At 64.8% G+C, this 21,153-nt stretch carries 14 protein-coding genes; 6 read left to right on the top strand and 8 right to left on the bottom strand.

The window, feature by feature from the left end:
* Window positions 1-50 precede the first annotated feature (50 nt).
* The 3 genes from BUB09_RS05460 to BUB09_RS05450 all read right to left on the bottom strand — a co-directional run bounded on the left by BUB09_RS05460 (window position 51) and on the right by BUB09_RS05450 (window position 5,117).
* Entirely contained in the window at window positions 51-1,124 is a 1,074-nt protein-coding gene (locus tag BUB09_RS05460; protein WP_072895168.1) for a 2Fe-2S iron-sulfur cluster-binding protein, read from the bottom strand.
* A gap of 27 nt (window positions 1,125-1,151) precedes the next feature.
* A complete protein-coding gene (locus BUB09_RS05455) occupies window positions 1,152-2,279 on the bottom strand; it encodes a fatty acid desaturase (RefSeq protein ID WP_072895165.1) in 1,128 nt (375 codons plus the stop codon).
* Between the two features lie 177 nt (window positions 2,280-2,456).
* Window positions 2,457-5,117, bottom strand: coding sequence for a helix-turn-helix transcriptional regulator (locus BUB09_RS05450; RefSeq protein ID WP_175550113.1), 2,661 nt, complete (start codon window positions 5,115-5,117; stop codon window positions 2,457-2,459).
* Here BUB09_RS05450 and BUB09_RS17150 point away from each other — a divergent pair.
* Complete coding sequence (locus BUB09_RS17150) at window positions 5,116-5,409, top strand: hypothetical protein (RefSeq protein ID WP_175550112.1); 294 nt, start codon at window positions 5,116-5,118, stop codon at window positions 5,407-5,409. The two genes, BUB09_RS05450 and BUB09_RS17150, sit on opposite strands and share 2 nt — an antisense overlap.
* On the opposite strand, the gene BUB09_RS05445 is transcribed toward BUB09_RS17150, so the two are convergent.
* From BUB09_RS05445 to BUB09_RS05430, 4 genes are all read right to left on the bottom strand, one after another.
* On the bottom strand, window positions 5,397-7,421 hold the full coding sequence (locus BUB09_RS05445; protein ID WP_072895159.1) for a DUF1302 family protein: 2,025 nt from the start codon (window positions 7,419-7,421) through the stop codon (window positions 5,397-5,399). The two genes, BUB09_RS17150 and BUB09_RS05445, sit on opposite strands and share 13 nt — an antisense overlap.
* Before the next feature lie 75 nt (window positions 7,422-7,496).
* On the bottom strand, window positions 7,497-8,519 hold the full coding sequence (locus tag BUB09_RS05440) for a WD40/YVTN/BNR-like repeat-containing protein (RefSeq protein WP_139250129.1): 1,023 nt from the start codon (window positions 8,517-8,519) through the stop codon (window positions 7,497-7,499).
* 98 nt (window positions 8,520-8,617) lie between these two features.
* Window positions 8,618-10,006 (bottom strand): DUF1329 domain-containing protein, encoded by a 1,389-nt coding sequence (locus BUB09_RS05435; RefSeq protein WP_072895154.1) that lies wholly within the window; start codon window positions 10,004-10,006, stop codon window positions 8,618-8,620.
* A gap of 105 nt (window positions 10,007-10,111) precedes the next feature.
* Window positions 10,112-12,589, bottom strand: coding sequence for an efflux RND transporter permease subunit (locus tag BUB09_RS05430; RefSeq protein ID WP_245793142.1), 2,478 nt, complete (start codon window positions 12,587-12,589; stop codon window positions 10,112-10,114).
* A gap of 312 nt (window positions 12,590-12,901) precedes the next feature.
* On the opposite strand from BUB09_RS05430, the gene BUB09_RS05425 reads away from it, so the two are divergent.
* Entirely contained in the window at window positions 12,902-14,014 is a 1,113-nt protein-coding gene (locus tag BUB09_RS05425; protein WP_072895151.1) for an NAD(P)-dependent alcohol dehydrogenase, read from the top strand.
* A gap of 103 nt (window positions 14,015-14,117) precedes the next feature.
* Complete coding sequence (locus BUB09_RS05420) at window positions 14,118-15,338, top strand: acyl-CoA dehydrogenase family protein (RefSeq protein WP_139250128.1); 1,221 nt, start codon at window positions 14,118-14,120, stop codon at window positions 15,336-15,338.
* 21 nt (window positions 15,339-15,359) lie between these two features.
* Here BUB09_RS05420 and BUB09_RS05415 read toward each other — a convergent pair whose 3' ends face one another.
* Window positions 15,360-16,610, bottom strand: a complete 1,251-nt coding sequence (locus BUB09_RS05415; RefSeq protein WP_072895147.1) for an OmpP1/FadL family transporter — start codon at window positions 16,608-16,610, stop codon at window positions 15,360-15,362.
* 180 nt (window positions 16,611-16,790) lie between these two features.
* On the opposite strand from BUB09_RS05415, the gene BUB09_RS05410 reads away from it, so the two are divergent.
* The 3 genes from BUB09_RS05410 to BUB09_RS05400 are packed head-to-tail and all read left to right on the top strand — an operon-like array spanning window position 16,791 to window position 21,151.
* The gene (locus BUB09_RS05410) at window positions 16,791-18,275 is read left to right on the top strand and encodes an aldehyde dehydrogenase family protein (RefSeq protein WP_217650235.1); all 1,485 of its coding nucleotides are present in this window, start codon (window positions 16,791-16,793) and stop codon (window positions 18,273-18,275) included.
* Window positions 18,276-18,290: 15 nt separating this feature from the next.
* On the top strand, window positions 18,291-19,847 hold the full coding sequence (locus BUB09_RS05405) for a long-chain-fatty-acid--CoA ligase (protein ID WP_072895144.1): 1,557 nt from the start codon (window positions 18,291-18,293) through the stop codon (window positions 19,845-19,847).
* Between the two features lie 47 nt (window positions 19,848-19,894).
* The gene (locus BUB09_RS05400) at window positions 19,895-21,151 is read left to right on the top strand and encodes an OmpA family protein (RefSeq protein WP_072895141.1); all 1,257 of its coding nucleotides are present in this window, start codon (window positions 19,895-19,897) and stop codon (window positions 21,149-21,151) included.
* Window positions 21,152-21,153 lie beyond the last annotated feature (2 nt).

The following is a 21,153-nucleotide window of genomic DNA, read 5'->3' as shown; positions in this document are numbered from 1 at the left end:
CGCCCCGGCGCGACCCGCGCCAGGACCGTCTGCAAAAGAAAGGAAACCGCTCAGCGGCTGGGCAGAAACTTGTCGGCGTGGATCCGCGATGCCGGCACGCCTTGGCGCAGCAAGACGCGCTCGACCGCTTCGACCATCGGCAGGCTGCCGCAGACAAAGGCCGATACCGCGCGATAGTCGATGCCGAGTGCGTCATCGAGCGCGGCCGTGACCAAGCCTCGCAGGCCGGACCAGTTGGAGTCCGCCGGCTCGTGCGACAGGATGCGCAGCACGCGCAGACGCGTCGGATAACGACGCTGCAGCGCTTCGAGGTAGGAGTCGGCGAATGCGTCCTGCTGCGAGCGCAAGCCGAGCACGATCGTGAACGTGGTGGCCTCATGTCGCGCCAAGCGGTCCGATGCGATCGACAACACCGGCGCCAGACCCGTACCACCGGCGACGCACAAGCCGTCGCGCGGCTCGTCGTCGATGCCCATCATGCCGAACGGACCTTCGACCCAGATGCGGGTGCCGGTACGGTCTTCGGCAAACAGCCATTCGGAAAACTCACCGCCCGGCAGACGCTTGATCATCAGCCCGATCTCGCGGGCCCCTTCGCCGGACGGGTCCGGCGGCGCGTCGCAGATCGAGTACGAGCGGCGCACGAACGAGCCGCTGGCGGCGATCGTCACGTATTGCCCGGCGTTGAACATCAGTGGCGATTCCAGCTGCAGACGCAGATCAATCACCTCGCCCGGCAGGCGCCGCCAACGCACGACCCGCGAGGCCACCATCGACACCGGCAGGATCGCCTGCGTGCCGAGCTGCACGTCGATCAGCAGATCGGTGCGCACCTTGGCCTGACAGGCCAGGATGTAGCCGTCCTTGAGTTCCTCGTTGGTCAGCGGCGACAGCGCGAAATCGACCATCGGGCTGATGCGGCCTTGCAGCAGCCGCGTCTTGCAGCGACCGCAGACGCCGACGCGGCAGTTGTGCGGATAGTCGATGCCCTGGCCGATGGCCGACAGCAGCAGCAAATCATTGCGGGCGACGTCGAACTGCTCGTCGCTGCCATTCAGACGGATGCGGCAAGTTGACGTGCGGCCGCCGTCGGCGGCAGGCGCCGCTGGGTTATCGGTAATCACGGATCGAGTCCTGGACGGCGCTGGCGGTCAGCGCGCCATCGCCATCGGCGGCAGCGTGAAGCGCGACGACTGGTCGATGCGCTCGTCGACCCAGCCGGCACGCAGGTTCTCAGCCCGCGCCAACTCGCGCTCCTGCTGCGTGGCGTAGTGCTCGTCCCAGTGCTTCAGCAGCGGCCGGATCATCATGAACCACAGCGGCGGCACGAAGGCGAGCAGCACGCACATCAGGAACTGCGGCTGCTTGGGACCGGTCGGGTCGGGAACCAGCCCGTAGAACGGCTTGTAGCTGTCTTCGTGGTGGCCGGCGTGATTGGTGATCTCCAGCGCCAGGATGCGCACGAACGGCGTCAGGTGATTCCAGGTGTGGCGCTTCTCAAAGCGACCCGGCGTGCCGGTGACCAGACCGTAGTGCTGGCAGTAGTTGAACACTTCCAGGAACAGGCGCGGCCCGAGCAGGCAGACGCCGATCGCCAGCAGCGCGCCATAGGCACCGCCGCAAGCGAGCAGGATCGCGGTGAAGCCGACCAGCATCGCCGCGCGCTGCACCCAGCCGTTGCGCGGGTCCCACCAGGCGCGACCGCGCTTGGTCCACATGGTCTTTTCCAGGTGATAGGACTCGACGATCTGCTTGCGGAACGTGCGGAACAAATGCCCGTACAAGGTATCGCCGCGGCGGGCGTAGTCAGGGTCGTAGGGCGTGGCCACTGCCATGTGGTGCGTCACCACGTGGGTGATCTCGCGCCACGGATCGAAGATCAGCACCTGGCCGATGCGGCCGTACCAGCGCAAGCCGGTGTTCTCGCGGTGAAACATCTCATGCAGCGCCGGCGCGGTGACGACGAACTGCACGAACATCATCGTGACGAATGCACCGACGGCGCTGCTGGTGGTGACGAAGTGGTCCTGACCGACCAGATACGCGTACTGGCAGATCAGCGCAAAGCCCAGCGCCATGTTGAACGCAACGACCGCGTCGTAGAGCCAGGGATAGCGTTGGTCGCGGATCGAATGATCCGGCTTGAGGAAAGCATCGAGCCCGAGCACGCCGAGCAGCACACCCAGACCCAGCCAGACATAAACGCCACCGATCCACAGGCCTGCCGTGGTCGCGGCCAGAATGACGGTGGAAACGGTGTACTTCAGGTAATCCAACATCGGTCGTCCTCCGGTGATTGCGGCGATCTGAGTCGCCATCTCGCCACCGTAGTGTCGACAAGCGCGGTGTCGGGGGTCCCAACCGTTAGTTTGGTCGGGGTCGCGGCCGCGCCGTCGAACTTCGATATACGCCAAGCCGAGCGGCTGCGACCGCGAACCGCCGTAGCCAAGCGCGCGCTATCGCACCAGCAGGTTCAAGGCCCGAGCCCGCGCCAATGCGGCGCCGCGGCTGGACACACCGAGCTTGGTGTACAGGTTGTACAGATGCCATTTGACGGTCGCCACCGACAGCGACAGCCGATCGGCTAACTGCTGGTTGGACAAACCGGCCTCGACCAGCATCAGCAGCTCCAGCTCGCGCGCAGTGGGCGTCTCGGCCAGCGTGTGGACGCTGCTGTCGGCGTCCAGCTCGACGTCGTCGCGATGCTGACCCAGCGGCAAGCCGCGGCAGATTTCGGCAAAGAAGCGCCGCTCTTCTTCGACGGCAAATCCCCAGTCCTTGGACTTGGTCTCGTTGACCAGCGCGGCCACCAGTTCGGCGCGGTCGCGGAATGGCCGGATATAACGGCGCTTGGCCGCCAGACTGACCGCCCGCGCCAGATGCCGTGCCGCCGGCGCCGGATTGTGCGAACACAGCGTGATTGCCGCTTCATCCAGCGCCAGCTCGACCAGACGACCGCTGCGATTGACCGCCTTGGCGTTGCGCGTCTCGTCGGCAATCAGCGCGGTCGCGGCCTTGAGCCGACCACCGGCAATGTCGAGTTCGATCAGCACCGCGGCGGCCATGGCCCGCATGCCGTGGAACTGCTCGAACTCGGCACTGGCCAGCTGCTCGATGCCGCGCTCGGGCACCAAACCGATCTGCGCGGCTTCCACCAGTGCTTCGTCGTAGCGGCCCAGCCTCAGTAAGCGGCGCACGATGAAGCAGCTCAGCCCCAGCGCCGCTCGCGGCGGATACGCCGCAGCGATTTCGCGGTAGCGGTTCAGCGTCGGCAGGTCGTCGCCGTTCCAGAGCTTGATCGCCGCATCCAGGCCCAGCAGCGCCGTCTCGACGATGCCGTGCGATTCGATGCGGCGCATGCCGAGCATCAACAGCTCGCGAGCCTCGTCGTCGCGGCCCGATTCGATGGCCGACTTGGACGCGACGATCGCCAGCGTGCCGCTGATGCCCGCGTTGTCGCCGAGCTGTGCGCGGCTCTTGGCCAGCGCACCGATCAAGTCCTGATGGACTTGGGAGTAGTCGTCGTCGTAGATCGCCACGGATGCGCTGGCGATCGCAACCCAGGATTCGCCGTAGACGCTCTGCGCCTGGGCGATGTGCGACTGCGCCAGCCTCAGCAAGCTGCGCGCTTCGGTCAGCTGGTGACGGCTGACCAACTGGAAGCACGACCCGGCCGCGACCGTGGCGACATCGAAGGGATCGTCGTCGGGTCGCGGCGGCAGCCAGCGCATCGCCAGGCGCAGCGCATCCTCATGACGGTCGGTATAGGTGTCGATCGTGAAGCTGATGACATCGATGCGACGCTGCACGTGCTCGGCTTCGTCGACGCGTCCCTGGCTTGCCGCTTCGCTGCGCAGTCGCTGCGATACCAGCTCCATCTGGCGCCGCGCAAACTCGTAGCGACGGTGGAACACCAGCGCCCAGACGTACCAGTAATCGACTTCCCAGCCGCCACGCACACCCATCCGGTGCAGACGCTCGACCCATTCGATGTACTGGTTGAGATCGCCGCGATCGCGGACGAACATCGCAGCGACACGTTCCAGAATGGCGGCCGCCAGATCGCCGCGCTCGGCCATCAGCGCGTAGTCGATCGCATCCTGCCAACGTCCGGCGTGCTCGCACCATTCGGCCGCGCGGCACAGCACCTCGTAGCGCCGCGCCGCCGGCACCTGCCGCTCGGCTTCGTCGATCAGAAACTCGCGGAACAACGCATGCAGCCGGTACCAGCTGCGGTTGCGGTCCAGCGGAATCACAAACAGATTGTCTTTCAGCAGCCGGCGCACGTGATCGGCGGCACGGTCGTCGCCGGTGGCTTGTCGGCACAGATTGACGCCGAACACGCGCAGCGGCGCGATCTCCAGCAGAAACTGCCGCGATGCCGGGTCGAGCTGATGCAGAATCTGCCGATTCAGCAGATCGGCCAGATCCTCATCGGCGCCGGAGAACTGCTGCAAGGCTTGCAGCGGATCGACCGCGCTGGCCAACAGGATCTGCATCAGCCGCACCGCTGCAGGCCAGCCTTCGGTCTGATCAATGATCGCATTGAGCCCGACGGCACCGATGCGCTCGCTCAACTCGGTGCCGAGCAGCTGCGCGATCTCGCCGGCATTGAGGCTTAGGTCGTTGTAGCCGATGCTGCGCACACGCCCTTCGAGTCGCGCGCGGGCGCGGTCGAACGGAAGGTCGGTGGTGCTCGACAACACCAGATGCACCCAGGACGGCGTGCTGAACACCAGTGCATCGATCAACGCCGACAAGGTTTCGTCGACGCAGTAGTTCAGGTTGTCGATGAACAAAACGGCCGGGTCGTGCGCATGCGACAGCGACTCGATGACAGCCGCGATGCGTTCGTCGACCGACCGGTCTCCCTGATGCAGCGCCTGACCTGGATCGACCGATTCGATTCCCGGAAGCAGCACACCCTCGAGCAGCGTCAGCAGGCGCTCGACCGTGGTGTCGCGGTCATCGAGCGCCAGCCACTGGCATTCGGCGCCGCTGCTGCGGTAATGGTCGAACAACCGCGACAGAAAAACCGTCTTGCCGTATCCGGTCGGTGCCGATACCGCCAGCAGCTTGGCCGGCGGCCGCAGCGCCGCGCCCAGTTCGTCGAGCATGCGCGTGCGCACCGGCGAAAAGGCGAAAAACGGCGGGCTATGGACCGTGGCGATCGACATGGGGCGCATAGCCTGCGCGGACCCGCCGCGGCTTGGCAAGCCGCGCAAGGCCAGCGGGAGCCGCCGAGAGGTCGGCAATACCGAGCCGATCGTCGAGATGCGTAGCGGCATGGTCCTACCTGTCAAGAAAAATGGCCGGCCGGCTCGTCAGGAGCCGGCATCGAGTGAAGACGTCGCGCGGGAAGAAGGGAGAACCCGCGGACCGGCCAAGCGGAGTGATCAGAACTGGTAGCTCAGGCGCAGCGTGAATTCCTGGGCGAAGTCCAGACCGTCGATCAGGTTGTTGTTCTTCTTACCCCAGAGGTGCCCATTGGTGTAGTTGTAGAAACCTTCGACGGTGACGTCGCCGCCTGGATGCCAGCGCACGCCCGGCTGCACGAAGATGCCGCCGTCCGGGTCGAACAGCGTCGCGAACTCCAGCTCGTAGAGCTTGTTCGGCCAGGGCTGCAGGAAGCCGAGCACCAGGTAGTTGGCATTGCCCTTCTTGCCGGGTGCAGCGCGCTCCTTGGTGCCGCCGTAGCCTTCCAGCAAACGGCCGACCAAGTCGCTGCGGTTCTTCGTCAGCGCCTCGAACACGATGTAGGTGCCCGGGAACTCGTTGAAGAAGCGGTGCCATTTGTCGACCACCAGCGAGATCGTGTACTCGTCGGTCTGCTTGAAGTTCTTGCCGAGGTCAGTCGCGGTAAACGTGCGGTTCGGGATGTACTGCGCTTCGAGGTTGAAGATCAGCTCGTTGAGGAAGTCGTTGTCGCTGGAATTGACGTAGCTGCCGCCAAGCATGATCACGTCTTCGCGGAAGTACTCGCGTGCGATGTGGCCGCGCAAGCTGCCGCCGGCACCGATGAAGAAGGTGTTGAGCTGGGCTGCGGCCTGCTCGTAGTTCTCGACCGGGGTGGCGTACAAGTCCTGCGATCCATCGAAGTCGTTGATCGCCGCGTTCAAGCCGGTGACGCCGTTGAGGCGCACGTGGCCGGCATACGTAAACCACTCGTCGGCGCTATAGACGCCGCCGGGTGAGGCTTCGAGCGGGCTGTTGGCAATCGCTTCGCCGGTGTTGGCGTAACGACGGCACAGCGACGGATCGTAGTTGGCGCCGCAAGCCGCCGCCGGCAACTTGGCGGCATACGCGGTGTTGACCAGCGAAGCTAGACTGCCAGGGCCGCCCTGCAGCGGTTTTTCGACATTGCTATTGGTCCAGCGGAACACGCCGTCCGGATTGACGCGGTTGACGTAGGCGGCCTGCCAGCCCCAGTCACCATAGTCGCCCTTCAAGCGCATGCCGCCGCTGAAGCGCGTGTCGTTCAAGCTCGGCTCGTACAGGTCGTGCACGGTGAACTGCACCGGAATCACGTTGTACGGCGTGCCGGGATTGCCGAACACCGAAGGCTGGAACTTGCCGACGTAGGCGTCAGCGAGGATCGAGTCGGTGACCTGGTAGGTCATGCGCGCTGACAGCATCGGCACGCGCTTGTCGGAGAACTCCTCGAGGCCGCGGTCGAGAATCAAGTGACGACGCAGGTCGATACCGTTGGGCACGTCGAATACGCGCAGGTAGATCGACTGACCCCAGGCGATGGTCTGGTTGCCGACGCGGACGTTCAAACCCCCATCGCGGTAGTTGAGCACCATCGCCGGGAAATAGGCCTGGTAGTTGCGACCGGTCCACTCCAGCGGATTGCCGCGCTTGCCGCTCTCGGTGAAGTAGTCGAAGTAGTTGACCTTGCCGTGATACAGCCGCGGATCACCACCGTCGATGCCACCCTGCAGCCCGTCGAGGCTGTTGGCGTTGAAGTCGTCGTAGACGTCGGGCTGGTACAGCGCGCGCAGTCGGGCGACGAAGTCCCAGTGCTCGCCGAACTTGGCGCCCAGCTCGACTTCGCCACGCAGCACGACCCAGTTGAAGTCGTTGTCGGTGCTGTCGACGAAATCCGACCGCTTGACGTCGCTGCGATACGGCAGCGGGATGTCACCCCAGTTGATCAGCTGCCCACCCGGCAGCAGACCCGGCGGCAGGAAGGCCTGCCGCGTCGCAGTCTGGTTCTGCAGGAAGTTGCCGCCCTGGTTGTTCGGGTTTTCGATACCGACCGTACTGACCGCCGTTTCCTGACGGACGAAGCCGCCGATGTCCCAGCTGAAGTCGTCGCCGAAGATGCCGGCCTGCGCGCTCGGCGCGGCCAATGCGGCCGTCGCCAGTGTCGTTGCCAGGCCTGCACGACGTAGTGCCCCCTTACCCCCATTGTTCATGCGGATCTCCTCTCCAGTGTCTTGCTATACCCGTGCTACGCGACGCTGGCGTGGTGCAGCGTCGCGGCGTGGGCGTTATGGAATGCTCAGAATCGTTCCGGCCTGGCCTGCGACCAGAACCTGCGGACTGCCTTCGGGCTGCACGGCCGCCGAGTACCAGGCGGTGGCGATGTCGCCACCAGTGACCGGCGTCCAGGTCTGGCCGTCGTCATGGCTGCGACGCATCTCGCGCATGCCGGTGACCAGCACGTTGCGGTCACGCGTCTCCACGCTCAGCAACAAGCCGGTGCTGCCGCTGGCGATTGGTGCCCACTGCTCGCCGCCATCGGTGGTCTTCAGCATCAAGCCGGACTGGCCGACCGCGAAGCCGACACCGTCGCGGCGGATCTGCATCGCGAACAGCGACGGGTCCAAGCGGCCCTCATTGACGGCACCCTGATGCACCACGCGCCAGCCGAGTGCATCGCGGGCACGCAGCACCATCGACACTTCGCCGGCAATCGTCACCAGACCGTCGTCATCCACCTGCACCGCAAACACGTGCGGACGAAAGCCATCGCCGAGCGTTGCCGATTCGGACGCGAACAAGCCATGCCAATCGGGCGTGGCTTCCTGCCAGCTCGCACCGTGGTCAGTGGAGCGCAGCACGGTGCCGAACGAACCGACGGCCACGGCAAGGCCCGAGGGATTCAGGTCGACGCTGAGCAAGCGCTCGGTCGTCGGCGTCTTGACCACGGTCCAGGGACCGTTGTCGGTGCGCGTCAGCACCAAGCCCATCTGGCCGACGGCGATGCTGTGCGCACCGCGGGTGGCCACGCCGAGCAGACTCAGCGGTGACGGCGACGGCTGCGGCGCCCAGGTCTTGCCCGCATCGCCGCTGACAACAATCTGGCCGCCGGCACCGACGGCGATGCCGTTGCGACCATCAAAATCAACATCAAACAGAGCTTGATGCGGGATGCCGCGCAGCAGCGTGGTCGGCTGCGTTGCGGTCGATGCCGGTGCGTTGGCATTGGCATACGCATTGGCGACCAGCACCGCAGCGGCGACCGCCGACAGCGGCAGCACCGAGCGCATCAAGCGAGGAATTCGAATCATCATTTTCACGGCCTTATGAACAGTCCCGCTATCCATCCTGCAAAGCCGGATACAGCGCCGCGCGAACACGGCGCTGTATCCGGTCAATCAGCCTGGGATCAAACCTGGCCGAGACGCTGCAGCGCCTGCTGCGTGAAGAACTTGTTGTACATCTGCTCGTGGTCGCCGTTGAAGATGCTCTTGTAACCACCGAAGCACTGCTCGGCATGCGCGGCGCGGCTCATGCGCTTGTTCTGGCAGTCATAGCTCATCACGTAGATCCACGAGTACGCCGGCGTGGTGCCGTCGGCACCGACGACCTTCTTGCTGCCGTTGACGTACTGGCCAAAGCCCGTTTCGAAGCTGACCCAGGGCTTGTCCTGACGGTCGAAGCGGATGTTGCCGGAGTACAGCGAGTTGCGAACGTCGACATAGGCCAGACGACGGCCCACGGGCGCACGCGGATAGCCGACCGGCTTGGATTCGAGAATCGCCACTTCCGGCGCCAGTTCGTACTCGGTGTCGTAGAACGTGATGCCCTTGGGTCCGCCATGCACCGGCTTTTCCCAGTTCGGACGATCGCCGCTCCACGTGGTGTTGTAGGCGCCGAGCATCGGCTTGCGCTCGATGATCTTGTACTCGCCCCAGGTCAGCATCGGATCGCCGGCCGCCCACGGATCGGTGAGGAACCAGGTCACGCCCGGAATCAGCGGCTCGAAGCGCTGGTTGGTCGGGAACTGACGCACGCGCTTGAACTGCGGCAGGTAGCCGTACAGCTCGGGGAACTTGCGCTGGTCGTAGTACCAGGTGCTCAGGAACGAGCTGCCGGCGACGTCGGCCGTGGACGTGAAGTACACGGTCTGGAAGCGCAGCAGGTCCTTCATGTCGCGGAAGATCTTGCCGTCCATGCGCGCCTGCGTCTGCAACTCGGCCCAGACCAAGTCGTAGTTGTAGGCGACGTTGCCGTCCGGATTGATATCGGTTTCCTTGATCGCGTACTGGTTGTAGTCGCCGCGACCCCAGCTCATCGCCATGTTGGCTTGCAGTTCCAGGCCGTTCTTCGGGTCCGGGAACGGCAGGCCGCCAACCCAAGGCTTGTTATCGTGGGTGACGACGTTGCCGTCAGCGTTGAACTTGGCCGTGGTGCCCGACGCGTTGTTGCGCTGCATCGCCTCGTAGAACTGACCCGGGAACAGATTGGTCGGCGTGCGCTCGGTGGCCTTGATCTTGATCTTGCGGCCCATGTCCTTGATCTGGCCGTAGACGATCGGATCGAGCAGGTCCTTCACGTGCTCGACGTTGGCGGCGGTGATGTAGTCGCCGGTCTTGACCTTGCCCTTGGTGATGGCCTCAATCGACATCAACTCGTCGGGATACGCCTTGCTGATGTCCTTGCCGGCGGCAATGACTTCGTGCAGCGGCATCAGTACGCCGGCACCGGCACCGACGGCGATCTTCTTCATCAACTCACGGCGGCCGTAGTTGAAATCGTACTTGCGGATATGCATTGGTTCTCCTCGCAATAAGCAGCAACTGTTCGACTAGCGCCCGCTGTGTGGCCGTAGGGCGAATCCGGCTTAGTCCATTACCCGCGCTCGCGGTGACTCCAGGTCCTACTTGATCGCGGCCAGATGCAGATCTGACGCTGGCGCGACATCTGGTTTTGCTTTCTGGTACTGGGACAGATCGACGCTCTCGCCGACGATCAGGTCTTCGCGGCCTGCAAAGCTCGGCTTGACCAGCCAGACCAGCAGCGGCAGCACGACCAGAGACAGCACCATGTTGATCAACATGATCGCGACCAGCAGCAGGCCCATGTCGGCCATGAACTTCAGATCGGACAGGAAGTACCAGGGCAGGATGCCGAGCAGCATGATCGTGGCCGTGAACATGATCGCCTTGCCGGTCGTGGTCAGCGCTGCATCGATCGCCAGGTCCCAACGCTTGCCGCGCGACGTGTATTCCTCGCAGATCCGCGACAGCATGTAGATGCCGTAGTCGATGCCGACGCCGACGCCCATTACCGCAACGATGACCGCGTTGATGTCCAAGCCGATGCCGAGCAAGTCCATCGCCGCCATCAACAGGAAGTTCGACAGGTTGACCGGGATCAGCAGAATCACGGCAGCCACGATCGACCGGTAGGCATAGGCCGAAATCACCAGAATCGCAACGTTGACCAAGCCCAGGATCAGCCAGTGATAGCGGGTGACCACGTTGTTCATCGCCTGCTGCAGCGCGATGAAGCCGCTGGCCATGCGCACCGTGAACTTCTCGTGGTCGACGCCGACCGCATCGACGGCGCGCTGCGCGCTGGCCAGTGCAGCGTCAACCGTCTCTTGCTTGTTGTCGCGATACCACAGCGAGATCGTCGAGTTCTGGAACTCGAAGTCGGAGATGTGCCCGAAGTTCACCGGGTTGGTGCCAAACGTGACGGCGGTACCCGCCGCCCGCACCGATGACACGGTCGGGTCCAGCGGCAGAAACTTCGGGTTGCCGCCGGAGAACAGGCGGTTGCCTTCCATCGCGTAGTCGGTGAACGACAGCGTCGCACGCGGCGGCAGCACCGGATCGGCTTCGACCATGGCCTGGATCTGCGCCGACACGGCGGCGACTTCCGGCGTGCGCGCGATGCGATCGTTCGGGTCACGCTGCTTGGCTTCGAGAATGATCTCCAGCGTGTTCATACCCGGGAAGTGGCCGTTGATCGCCCGCACCGCGGTGTTGTATTCGCTGTCTTCCCACAGCAGGTTACTGCCCTCGACCGGGTTGCCGATCTTGATCTGCATCGCCTGCCACACCGACCATATCGACAGCACGACGACGATCGCCGTGGTGATCCGCGCCATCGGGCCGTGGGTAATCCGTGCGGTTCTCTGCAGCACGCGCTTCTGGAACAGATGGATGCCCGATTCCTTGGCCTCGCCGCCGGCGATCTGTTCGAGATTGCGCGGCGCTGGCAGGTACGACAGCAAGATCGAAATCAGGAACACGCCGGTGGGGATGATCCACAGCGCCCAGGCGCCGCAGAACAGTGCGTGGTTGTACATCGTCTCGATCGGTGCGATCGCGATGAACACGATGCCGAACACGTCGGTCATGATGCCGAGGATCGACGGCGCCATCATCACGCCCATCGTGATTTCGGCAGCTTTGCGGCGATCACCGACGTGACCGAGGATTTCGTAATAGCGCTCGGTGTACTGGATGCAGTGCGAGAACGTGCGTGCGACCAGTAGCAGCGGCACGATCATCAGCAGCGGCTCGATCGGCCGCGCCAACCAGCCGATGAAGCCAAACCCCCAGACCGCGGCCACCGCTGCGCAGACGATCGGCGTGACGACGCCGGCGATGTTGCGCATGTACAGCACCAGCGCCAAGGTCAGCAGACCGAGCGTGACGCCGAAGATCTTGTAGGTCTGCTTCTGCAGCTGGTAGACCCAGCCGGTCAGCACCGGCTGACCGGCAAGATAGATTTCGTGCTGGTCGTCGGCGGCGGCTTTGATCAGTGTCTGCGCGTAGTCGAAGGCTTCGCCGTACTCGACAGAGTCCAGGAACGTGGCGTTGATCAGCGTCGCGGACTCGTCACCGGACACATAGAACGTCCGCGCGTTCGGCGACTGCTCGATGCGGCGCTTGAAGTCGCTGACTTCTTCGGCGGTGGACGGCACGTGATCGTCCATCAGCGGCCGCATGTCGATGCCGAACGGGGTGGCTTCCGCGAAGCGCAGCTTTTCCGTGGCGATCGAGATGATCTGGTCGTGGTCGACGCCCGGTGCCAAGTCGATGTCGCGGGTCAGCTTCCAGACCTTGCCGAGCGTTTCGGCGTTGTAAATCGAGCCGTCCTTGCGCTTGACCATGATCGACATGGTCAGCGGATTGCCGAAGTTCGGGTGGTCGTTGTAGACCTGAACGAACGGATCATCGAGCGGCAGCAGATCCTTGAAGATCGTGCGAATCTCGACGCGCGGGAAGCCGGCAGCAAACGCCAGCGTCACCAGCACGAAGGCGATGGCCACTGCACCGCGCCGGTCCATGATCCATTTGGCCAGCCGGAATCGCAGCGGCTGAATCTGATTCGTCTCGTCCACACACACCTCGTATTAGCTGCATCGATGAGGAGTGGAAGTGGCATGGCTCGGGGCAGTCACGCCCCGAAGCCGCAGGCTGCTGGCCTGCGCGCTCGGCTTCTCCTCCTGCTCTATGGCGTCGGGTTTCTCGTTGGGCCCGATGTCCTCTCATGCATTGACACCGGTCAAGGTGCCGCAACCTGAGGTCTGCAGTGTCGTCGAATCGGTTTGGGGCAACCCAACCTTTGGTATAGGCGGGGTTGGCCGACGGCCAACGACGATGCCGCCCACGCCGCCGCAACGGACGGCGACCGATAACGAGGAGAGGGATTGATGACTTCGACGATCAGCGCGCGCGCCGCCATCGTGCGCAGCAGCGGCGGCAAAATGAGCTTGGAATCGATTGATGTTGCACCGCCGCGTGCGGATGAGGTGCGCGTGCGAATGGTCGGCGTCGGCATCTGCCATACCGACATTGTCTGCCGCGACGGCTTCCCGGTGCCGATGCCGATCGTGCTGGGGCACGAAGGCTCCGGCATCGTCGAGTCGGTCGGGTCGTCGGTACGGTCCGTCAACCCCGGCGATGCGGTTGTGCTGTCGTTCAATGCCTGCGGGCATTGCCACAACTGCGAACACGAAGCACCGGCCTACTGTCACCAGTTCATGCCGCTGAACTTCGGTGGCGCGCGTGCTGACGGCAGTTCACCGCTGAGCCAGAACGGCAGCGTCGTTCACGGCAATTTCTTCGGCCAGTCGTCGTTTGCCAGCTATGCGATCGTCCGCGAATCGAACGTGGTCAAGGTCGATGCGTCCCTGCCCTTGCCGCTGCTGGGCCCGCTCGGCTGCGGTATCCAGACCGGCGCTGGTGCTGCGCTCAATTCGCTCGGCATCGGCCCTGGGCTGTCGCTGGCGATCTTCGGTGGCGGCGCTGTCGGACTGTCGGCACTGCTGGCCGCCAAGGCCGTCGATGCCGCGCAAGTGATCGTCGTCGAGCCGCTGGCAGCGCGGCGCGAGCTGGCGCTGTCGCTGGGCGCGGACGCGGTGATCGACCCGCGCGCTCCCGACCGTGATGCACTGACGCAACTGCGTGAAATCAGCGGCGGCGGTGTCCATCGCGCGCTCGACACCACCGGCATCCCGGCGGTGATTGCCACGGCGGCCGACGCCCTGCTGCCCAATGGCATGCTCGGCTTGGTCGGCGTATCGCCGATGGAGGCGACGCTGCCGGTGAACATCATGAGCATGATCATGCGCGGCATCGGCATCAAGGCGATTCTCGAAGGCGACAGCCAGCCGCAGCAGTTCATCCCGCGTCTGCTGGCGCTGTATCAGCAAGGCCGCTTTCCGTTCGACAAGCTGATCAGCACGTTCCCGTTCGACCAGATCGACGCCGCGTTCCACGCCACCGAAAGCGGCGCGGCGATCAAGCCGGTGCTGTTGTTCTAAACCTTGTATCGCGCGGCGCCGAACTAAAGCACGGCCTCGATGCGGCGGCCGACACCTAGAGTCGTCCATCAAGGATTCGGACAAAAACACAATGGAGAAGACGATGACCGCTGCACGACGCCGCGCTGATGCGCTATTCAACGACCTGCTACTGCCGGACGAAACGCGGCGCATCCGCCGCGAAGTTCGCCAGTTTGCCGATGATGTGTTGCGTCCGGCCGCGCATGCGTTGAACACGACACCGGAGACACGCAACGGCTTTCCGCGCGCGATCTTCAATGCGATGGGCGCTGCGGGCTTGTACAAGATTCCGTTCCCGGCCGATGTTGGCGGCCTGGGGCTAGAGTTTCCGACGCTGGCGACGGTCACGGTGCTCGAAGAGCTGGCCTACTACTCGCGCGGCCTGGCGTCGGCCTTGTACGACGGGCAAGCGATTCTGGTCGGACAAACGCTGAACCGCGCCGGGGGTGATCTGCGGATGCGCTACTTGCCAGCGCTGGTGCGCGGCGAGTTCGTCGGCAGCTTCGCCACCAGCGAACCCGAGGCCAGCACCGACTTGTCGGCCGGCAACATGCGGACCGTTGCCGAGAAGGTCGACGGCGGCTATCGCGTCACCGGCACCAAGCGCTGGATCACCAATTCGGTGGCCGCCGACTACATCTGCGTGCTGTGCCGCAGCGGCGAGCGGCAGACGTTCCTGTTCGCCGATATGAAGGCGCCCGGCATCCGCGTCAGCGATCCGGACCGCAAGATGGGCAATCACGCGCAGCTGACCGCCGACGTGCACTTCGATGGTGTGTTCGTGCCCGACGATCATGTGATCGGCACCGCCAACAGCGGTCTGCGCTCGGCACTCAGTGCGCTGATGCTGGGCCGCATGGGCATCGGTGCGATCGGCGTGGCGATGGCGCAAGCGGCATTCGACTATTCGTCGGACTACATCAGTCGGCGCAAGGTATTCGGCCAGCCGGTGGCCAGCTTCCAGCATTGGCAGTTCCGCTTTGCCGACTACGCGATGCGGCTGGAAATGTGCCGCAGCCTGTATCAGAAAGCGGCGATGGTCTACGACAAGACCGGCAACGCCGAAGCCGAAGCGGCCATGGCCAAGGTTGCGGGATCGGAGCTGGCCGTGGACCTGTCACGCGACGCGATCCAGGCCTGCGGCGCCTACGGCTTCGTGCAGACGCTGAGCGGTCCAGGCCTGGAATTCCCGCTGGAATCGATCTACCGCGACGCCAAGATCGGCGAAATCTACGAAGGCGCCAACGAGGTGCAGCGCTGGGTCGTCGCCCGTCAGGTGTTCGGTCGCGAGATCACCGGCTGATGCCGGCGATCGCGCCGGCGCTCAGAAGCGCCGGCCGATCGCCAAGCCGATGAAGCGCTGCTGTGCGGTGCCGTCGGCTTCGCCGCCACCGAGTGCCGGCGGAATCGAATTGCGACCGTCGACGGCGCCACTGAGTGCGGCGCCCAGCATCGCGGTGTAGTCCCAGCCGCTGTTCGCGCTGCGCCAGGTCAGGCCGGCCGTGACGTGATCGCGCATCACCAACGGCGCCATCATGCCGAGGAAGGTTTCGGACGGCGGCAGCAGCTGCGTGGCGCGGCTGTAGCCGGCGCGCAGCGTCCATTGCGGCGATGCGGTCCACACGGCGCCGAACTTGAGCACGGTTTGGTCGCGCCAGCCGAAGCCCGGTCCGTTCGGGCTACCCAAGGCCTCACCTTGAGCAAGGCGCTCGGCGCGATGGCCGGTGGCCTTCTGGTCGGAGTACTCGGCGCGCTGGGCTTCGAAGGCGAGTGCCAGCACCGGCACCGGCGTCCACATCAGCCCGGCGTTGTACGTCGTCGGCATGTCCAGATCGCCGTCGGGCAGCAAGCCGCGATAGTCGTCGAAGCGACTGAAGTTGGTGCGCGACCGCCACGATAGGCCCAGCGTCAGCGTGTCGGCCAACTGGCCGCGATAGCCCAGTTGTGCGCCGTAGCCGAACGCCCCTTCGCGACCCTGGTTGCTGACCTGCTGCGGTGCCACCGACAGCGCGCCGAGAAACTCGATACCGACGACGCTGATCGACTGGTACGCGAGGTTGATGCCGACGCCGATCGTGTGTCGCGGCGTCAGTGCATAGGCCAGCGCCGACGACAGGATCGACTGGCCGAGCTTGACGCCGCCGCGTGGCGAGCCACCGAAGCGCTGATACGGGTTGTCGGGGTAGTCGGTGCCAAGGCCCGCAGCAAACAGCGTGGCGCCATAGCCGATGCGGTCGCTGTAGCGCGCCACGAAGCCGCCTTGCGGAATGATGAAGACTTCCTGGCCGTCCGACAGATAGCGGGCATCGTCACCGGCCGCATTACCGCGCAGCGTGGAGCGGATCGACACCTTGTAGATGTCGGTGCCGAGGTCCCAGCGCGGCGCCACCGCCAGCGCCACCGCCGGATTGGCAGCCAGTGCGCCGCTGTCTTCAGCGAGCACGACGCCGACACCGCCGGCGCCCTCAGAGGTCTGGCCGTAGCCGTGGGAAAAAACGCTGTTGGTGGCCTGTGCGATGACCGGCATCGACAACAGCAGTACAGCGGCAAAGCGAGATACAGCAGGCAGTTTCATTCCATTCCCTGGTCGGCGCGAATTGGCGTCACGCTGATAGGTCAGCGTCGCTCTTGTGCACGGCACGGTCGCAGCATGACGCCCATCGCGCCATACCCCCTCACCTAAAGTTTGGGGAGCGCGACGGGGCTTGCCGCCACATTGCAGGGGCTGCACCCCACAATAACGAGGAGACCATCGATGAACATGCCCGTGCCGACCCCGGCCGAGGTCCGGCTGCCGCCCGCTCTGAACTTCATCGACGGCCAGTGGGTCGACGACAGCGCGGCGGCCCGCATCGAGGTCCGCGATCCGGCCACGGCGCAGGTCATCGGCGAGATTCCCTGCAGCACGCCAGCGGCGGTGGACCAAGCCGTCCAAGCCGCGCGGCGCGCGTTCGACAACCCGACCTGGCGCGACCTGTCGCCGCTGGCGCGCGAACGCTTGATCCACCGGTTCGCCGACCGCCTCGAAGCCGACGCCGAGAACATCGCGCGTATCGAAAGCCTCGACAACGGCAAGCCGCTGATGTTTTCCAGCATGCTCGACGTGCCGTACTCGGTGTCGTGGCTGCGCTACTTCGCCGGCTGGCCGAGCAAGCTGCACGGCAAGTCGATTACGCCAGCGATCCAGGGCAGCCAGCATCTGGCCTACACCTTGCGCGAGCCGGTCGGCGTGGTCGGCTTGATCGTGCCGTGGAACTTCCCGCTGGTGCTGGCCGTGTGGAAGCTTGCACCGGCGCTGGCCGCCGGCTGCACGATCGTGCTCAAGCCCGCCGAGCAAACGCCGTTCTCGGCGTTGCGCTTGGCGCAGCTCGCCGACGAAGCCGGCATCCCCAAGGGCGTGTTTAACGTTGTGCTCGGCGACGGTGCGACCACCGGCCAGGCGATCGTCGATCACCCCGGCATCCAGAAGATTTCGTTCACCGGCTCGACGCCAGTGGGCAAGCGCATCCTCGGCAGCGTCGCGCGTGACTTGAAGCGCGTGACTTTGGAACTGGGCGGCAAGTCGCCGACCGTGATCCTGCCCGACGCTGATCTGGCGACCGCGATCCCGGGCGCTGCGCAAGCGGTGTTCGTCAACAGCGGTCAAATCTGCTTTGCCGGCACGCGTCTGTTTGCGCCGCGTAAAGTGTTCGACCAAGTGCTCGACGGCATTGCCGGCGTCGGCGCGAGCTTCAAGATCGGCCCCGGCCTTGAGTCCGACACGATGCTCGGACCGGTGATCAGCGAACGCCAGGCCGAGTCGGTGATGAGCAAGATGCAAGCGGGCATCAAGGCCGGTGCCGGCGTGCACAGCGGCGGCAAGCGGCTGTCGCGCGACGGCTACTTCATCGAGCCGACGATCCTGGTCACCGAAGATGCACAGAACCCGGCGTATCGCGAAGAGCTGTTCGGCCCAGTGCTGACCGCAACACCGTACGACGATCTTGATCAGTTGGCCGCGATGGCCAACGACAGCGACTACGGCCTCGGCGCCCACATCTACACGCGGGATCTGTCGGCCGCACACCAACTGGCGCGCAAGATCCAGGCGGGCACGATCTGGGTCAACACCCAACTGGCGCCCGATCCGGCGATCCCGTTCGGCGGCTTCAAACAGTCGGGCTGGGGTCGCGAGAACGGCGAGGACGTGTTTGCGCACTACCTCGAAAACAAGTCGGTGATCGTCAACATCGGCAACTGATCCGCGGAGAACACGATGCGACTGACGCAAGCCCTGCGCCGCGCGGTACAACAGCGCCCGGCCGCCATCGCCAGCCACTGCAACGGACGCAGCACACGCTTCGATACGCTGCTCGATCGAGTGCAGCGCCTCGCTGGCGGTCTGCGTGACCTCGGCATCCAGACCGGCGAGCCGGTGGCGATGCTGGCACTCAACAGCGACCGCTATCTAGAGTTCTATCTCGCGGTGCCCTGGCTCGGCGCGCGCTGCGTGCCGCTGAACTTTCGCTGGAGCGTCGAGGAAGTCATCTATGCGCTGCGCGACTCACAGGCCACGGCGATCGTGCTCGACGACAGCTTTGCTGCGCACGCCGACGCACTGCGCGCCGCCTGCCCGACGCTGAAGGCCTTGCTGTTCAGCGGCGACGGGGAATGCCCGGCCGGCATGGTCGGCTGGGATGCGCTGATCGAACGCAGTGCGCCGACCGACGAGGCCAACGGCGGCGACGACGAGCTGTACGGCGTGTTCTACACCGGTGGCACGACCGGTGCGCCCAAGGGCGTGCTGCTGACGCATCGCAACCTGACGATGTCGGCGCTCGGCTTGATGGCCGAAGGTCCGTTCGCCGAGAACTGCATCGGCCTGCACGCGGCGCCGATGTTTCACCTGGCCGACATGATGATGACCTGCTGCCTGCTGCTGCGCGGCGGCACGCACGTGATGCTGTCGGCGTTCAAGCCCGATGTGCTGCTCGACATCGTGCAGCGCCATGCGATCACCGAGCTGCTGCTGGTGCCGGCGATGATGCAGGCCGTCGTCGACCACCCGGATTTCTCGCGCTACCAGACTCACAGCGTTCGCAATCTGCTGTACGGCGCCTCGCCGGCGTCCGAAGCGCTGATCGACCGCGCGACGGCTGCGTTTGCGAACACCGCGTTCTATCAGGTCTACGGCATGACCGAACTGGCGGCCACCGCAACAACGCTGCCGCCGTCGGAGCATCGCGCCGCCACTCGCACGCCCGGTCGCCTACGCTCGGCAGGCCGCAGCTTCAGCCATGTATTGATTCGCGTCGTCGATGGCCAGGGCCAGGATCTGCCGCATGGCCGCGTCGGCGAGATCATCGTGCGCGGACCCAACGTGATGCGCGGTTATCTGAACCAGCCCAAGGCCAGCGATGACGCACTGGCCGGCGGCTGGATGCACACCGGCGACATGGGTTACCTCGACGAGCAAGGCTATCTGTACATCGTCGATCGCCTGAAGGACATGATCATCTCCGGCGGCGAGAACGTGTACTGCGCCGAAGTCGAGAACGCGCTGGCGCGTCACCCGGCAATCGCCGCGTGCGCGGTGATTGGCGTACCCAGCGCCGAATGGGGCGAGACAGTGCACGCAGTGATTGTGCTCAAGCCGGGCGCCGAGCTGGATCTGGCCTCGCTGCAGCAGCACTGCCGCGAGCTGATCGCTGGCTACAAATGCCCGCGCAGCTTTGAAGTCCGCCCGGCCTTGCCGATATCAGCGGCCGGCAAAGTGTTGAAGACCGAGTTGCGCAAGCCGCATTGGGAGGGACGCACGCGCGCGATCAACTGATCACCGCGACACGTCCACAAAAACTAGAACGACAAGAGGAGCTAACCATGAGCAAAGCCAAAACCGCATCCAACGGTGTATCGAACGGTGTATTCAACGGTGTATTCAACGGTGTACTGGCCGCGACGCTGACCGGCGCAAGCGGGCTGGCACTGGCGCAGGAATCGTACGAAGCACCAGCCGAGCATCGCGCGATCATGCAGATGGGACGGCCGTTCTACGTCTCGCCGATGGTCAACTACACGTTCGCCGACAAGGCGCGCAATGTTGACGATGCGGTGGGCGGCACACTGGCGATCGGCACGCGGCTGTTCGAGTTCATGGCGATCGAAGCGCAGGCCGGCTACGCCCAGCATGACAACCAGCGCACCGACGGCACGGCCGACATCCTCAGCTATGGCGCAAACCTGCTGTTCTTCCCGCTGAAGACGACGCTGGCCAACTTCTACTTCTCGCTCGGCGTGCAGTACCTCGACGTCAGCGATCAGAACGTCGGCGAGAACACCGGCGGCTTCAACGGCACCACGGCCACGCGCGTCGACTACGAAGGCGTCAGCTTCGAGCCGGGCCTGGGTTTGATGCAGCCGTTTTCGCTGTTCGGCTTACCGGCCGCTGCACGCTTGCAAGCGGTCTATCGGATCGACGGCCACGAAGACCTCGACCAGACTTACGGCACCGAGTTTCGCGAAGACGTGGTGCTGAGCGCCGGCCTTGCGGTGTCCTTGTTTGCGCCCGCTGCCGCCGCGCCCGAACCGGCGCCGGTCGCCGAAGTGCCCGCCGAAGTGGTGCCGGTACCCGATAGCGACGGTGACGGCGTGCCCGATGACATGGACCGCTGCCCCGATACGCCGGCCGGCACCGCCGTCGACAGCAGCGGCTGCCCGCTGCCGGCAGCAGAACCGGCGAAGGCTTGCGACGCACCCAAGGCCGGCGAAGCGATGGACATCAGCGGCTGCGCCAGCGGCGATGTGATCGTGCTGCACGGCGTGACCTTCGAATTCGACCAAGCACGCTTGACGCCCAATGCCCGCGTGATTCTCGACGGCGTCGCCGATGCATTGAAGGCGGCACCGCAGATTCGCGTCGAAGTCGGCGGCCACACCGACAGCCGCGGCTCGGATAGCTACAACCTTCGCTTGTCGCAGGCGCGCGCCGAAGCGGTCGTGCAGTATCTGGTCGGCAAGGAGATTGATGCAGCGCGACTCAGCAGCGCGGGCTATGGCGAGAGCAAGCCGGTGTCGGACAACGCCACCGACGAAGGCCGCGAGCTGAACCGCCGTGTCGAGCTGAAGGTTCAGGGCTAATC

The organism is Hydrocarboniphaga daqingensis (assembly GCF_900129825.1).
In the GTDB taxonomy this organism is placed as follows: Bacteria; Pseudomonadota; Gammaproteobacteria; order Nevskiales; family Nevskiaceae; genus Hydrocarboniphaga; species Hydrocarboniphaga daqingensis.
The sequence above is the reverse complement of the archived record's forward strand: the minus strand, read 5'-3'. Positions and strand labels throughout refer to the sequence as shown.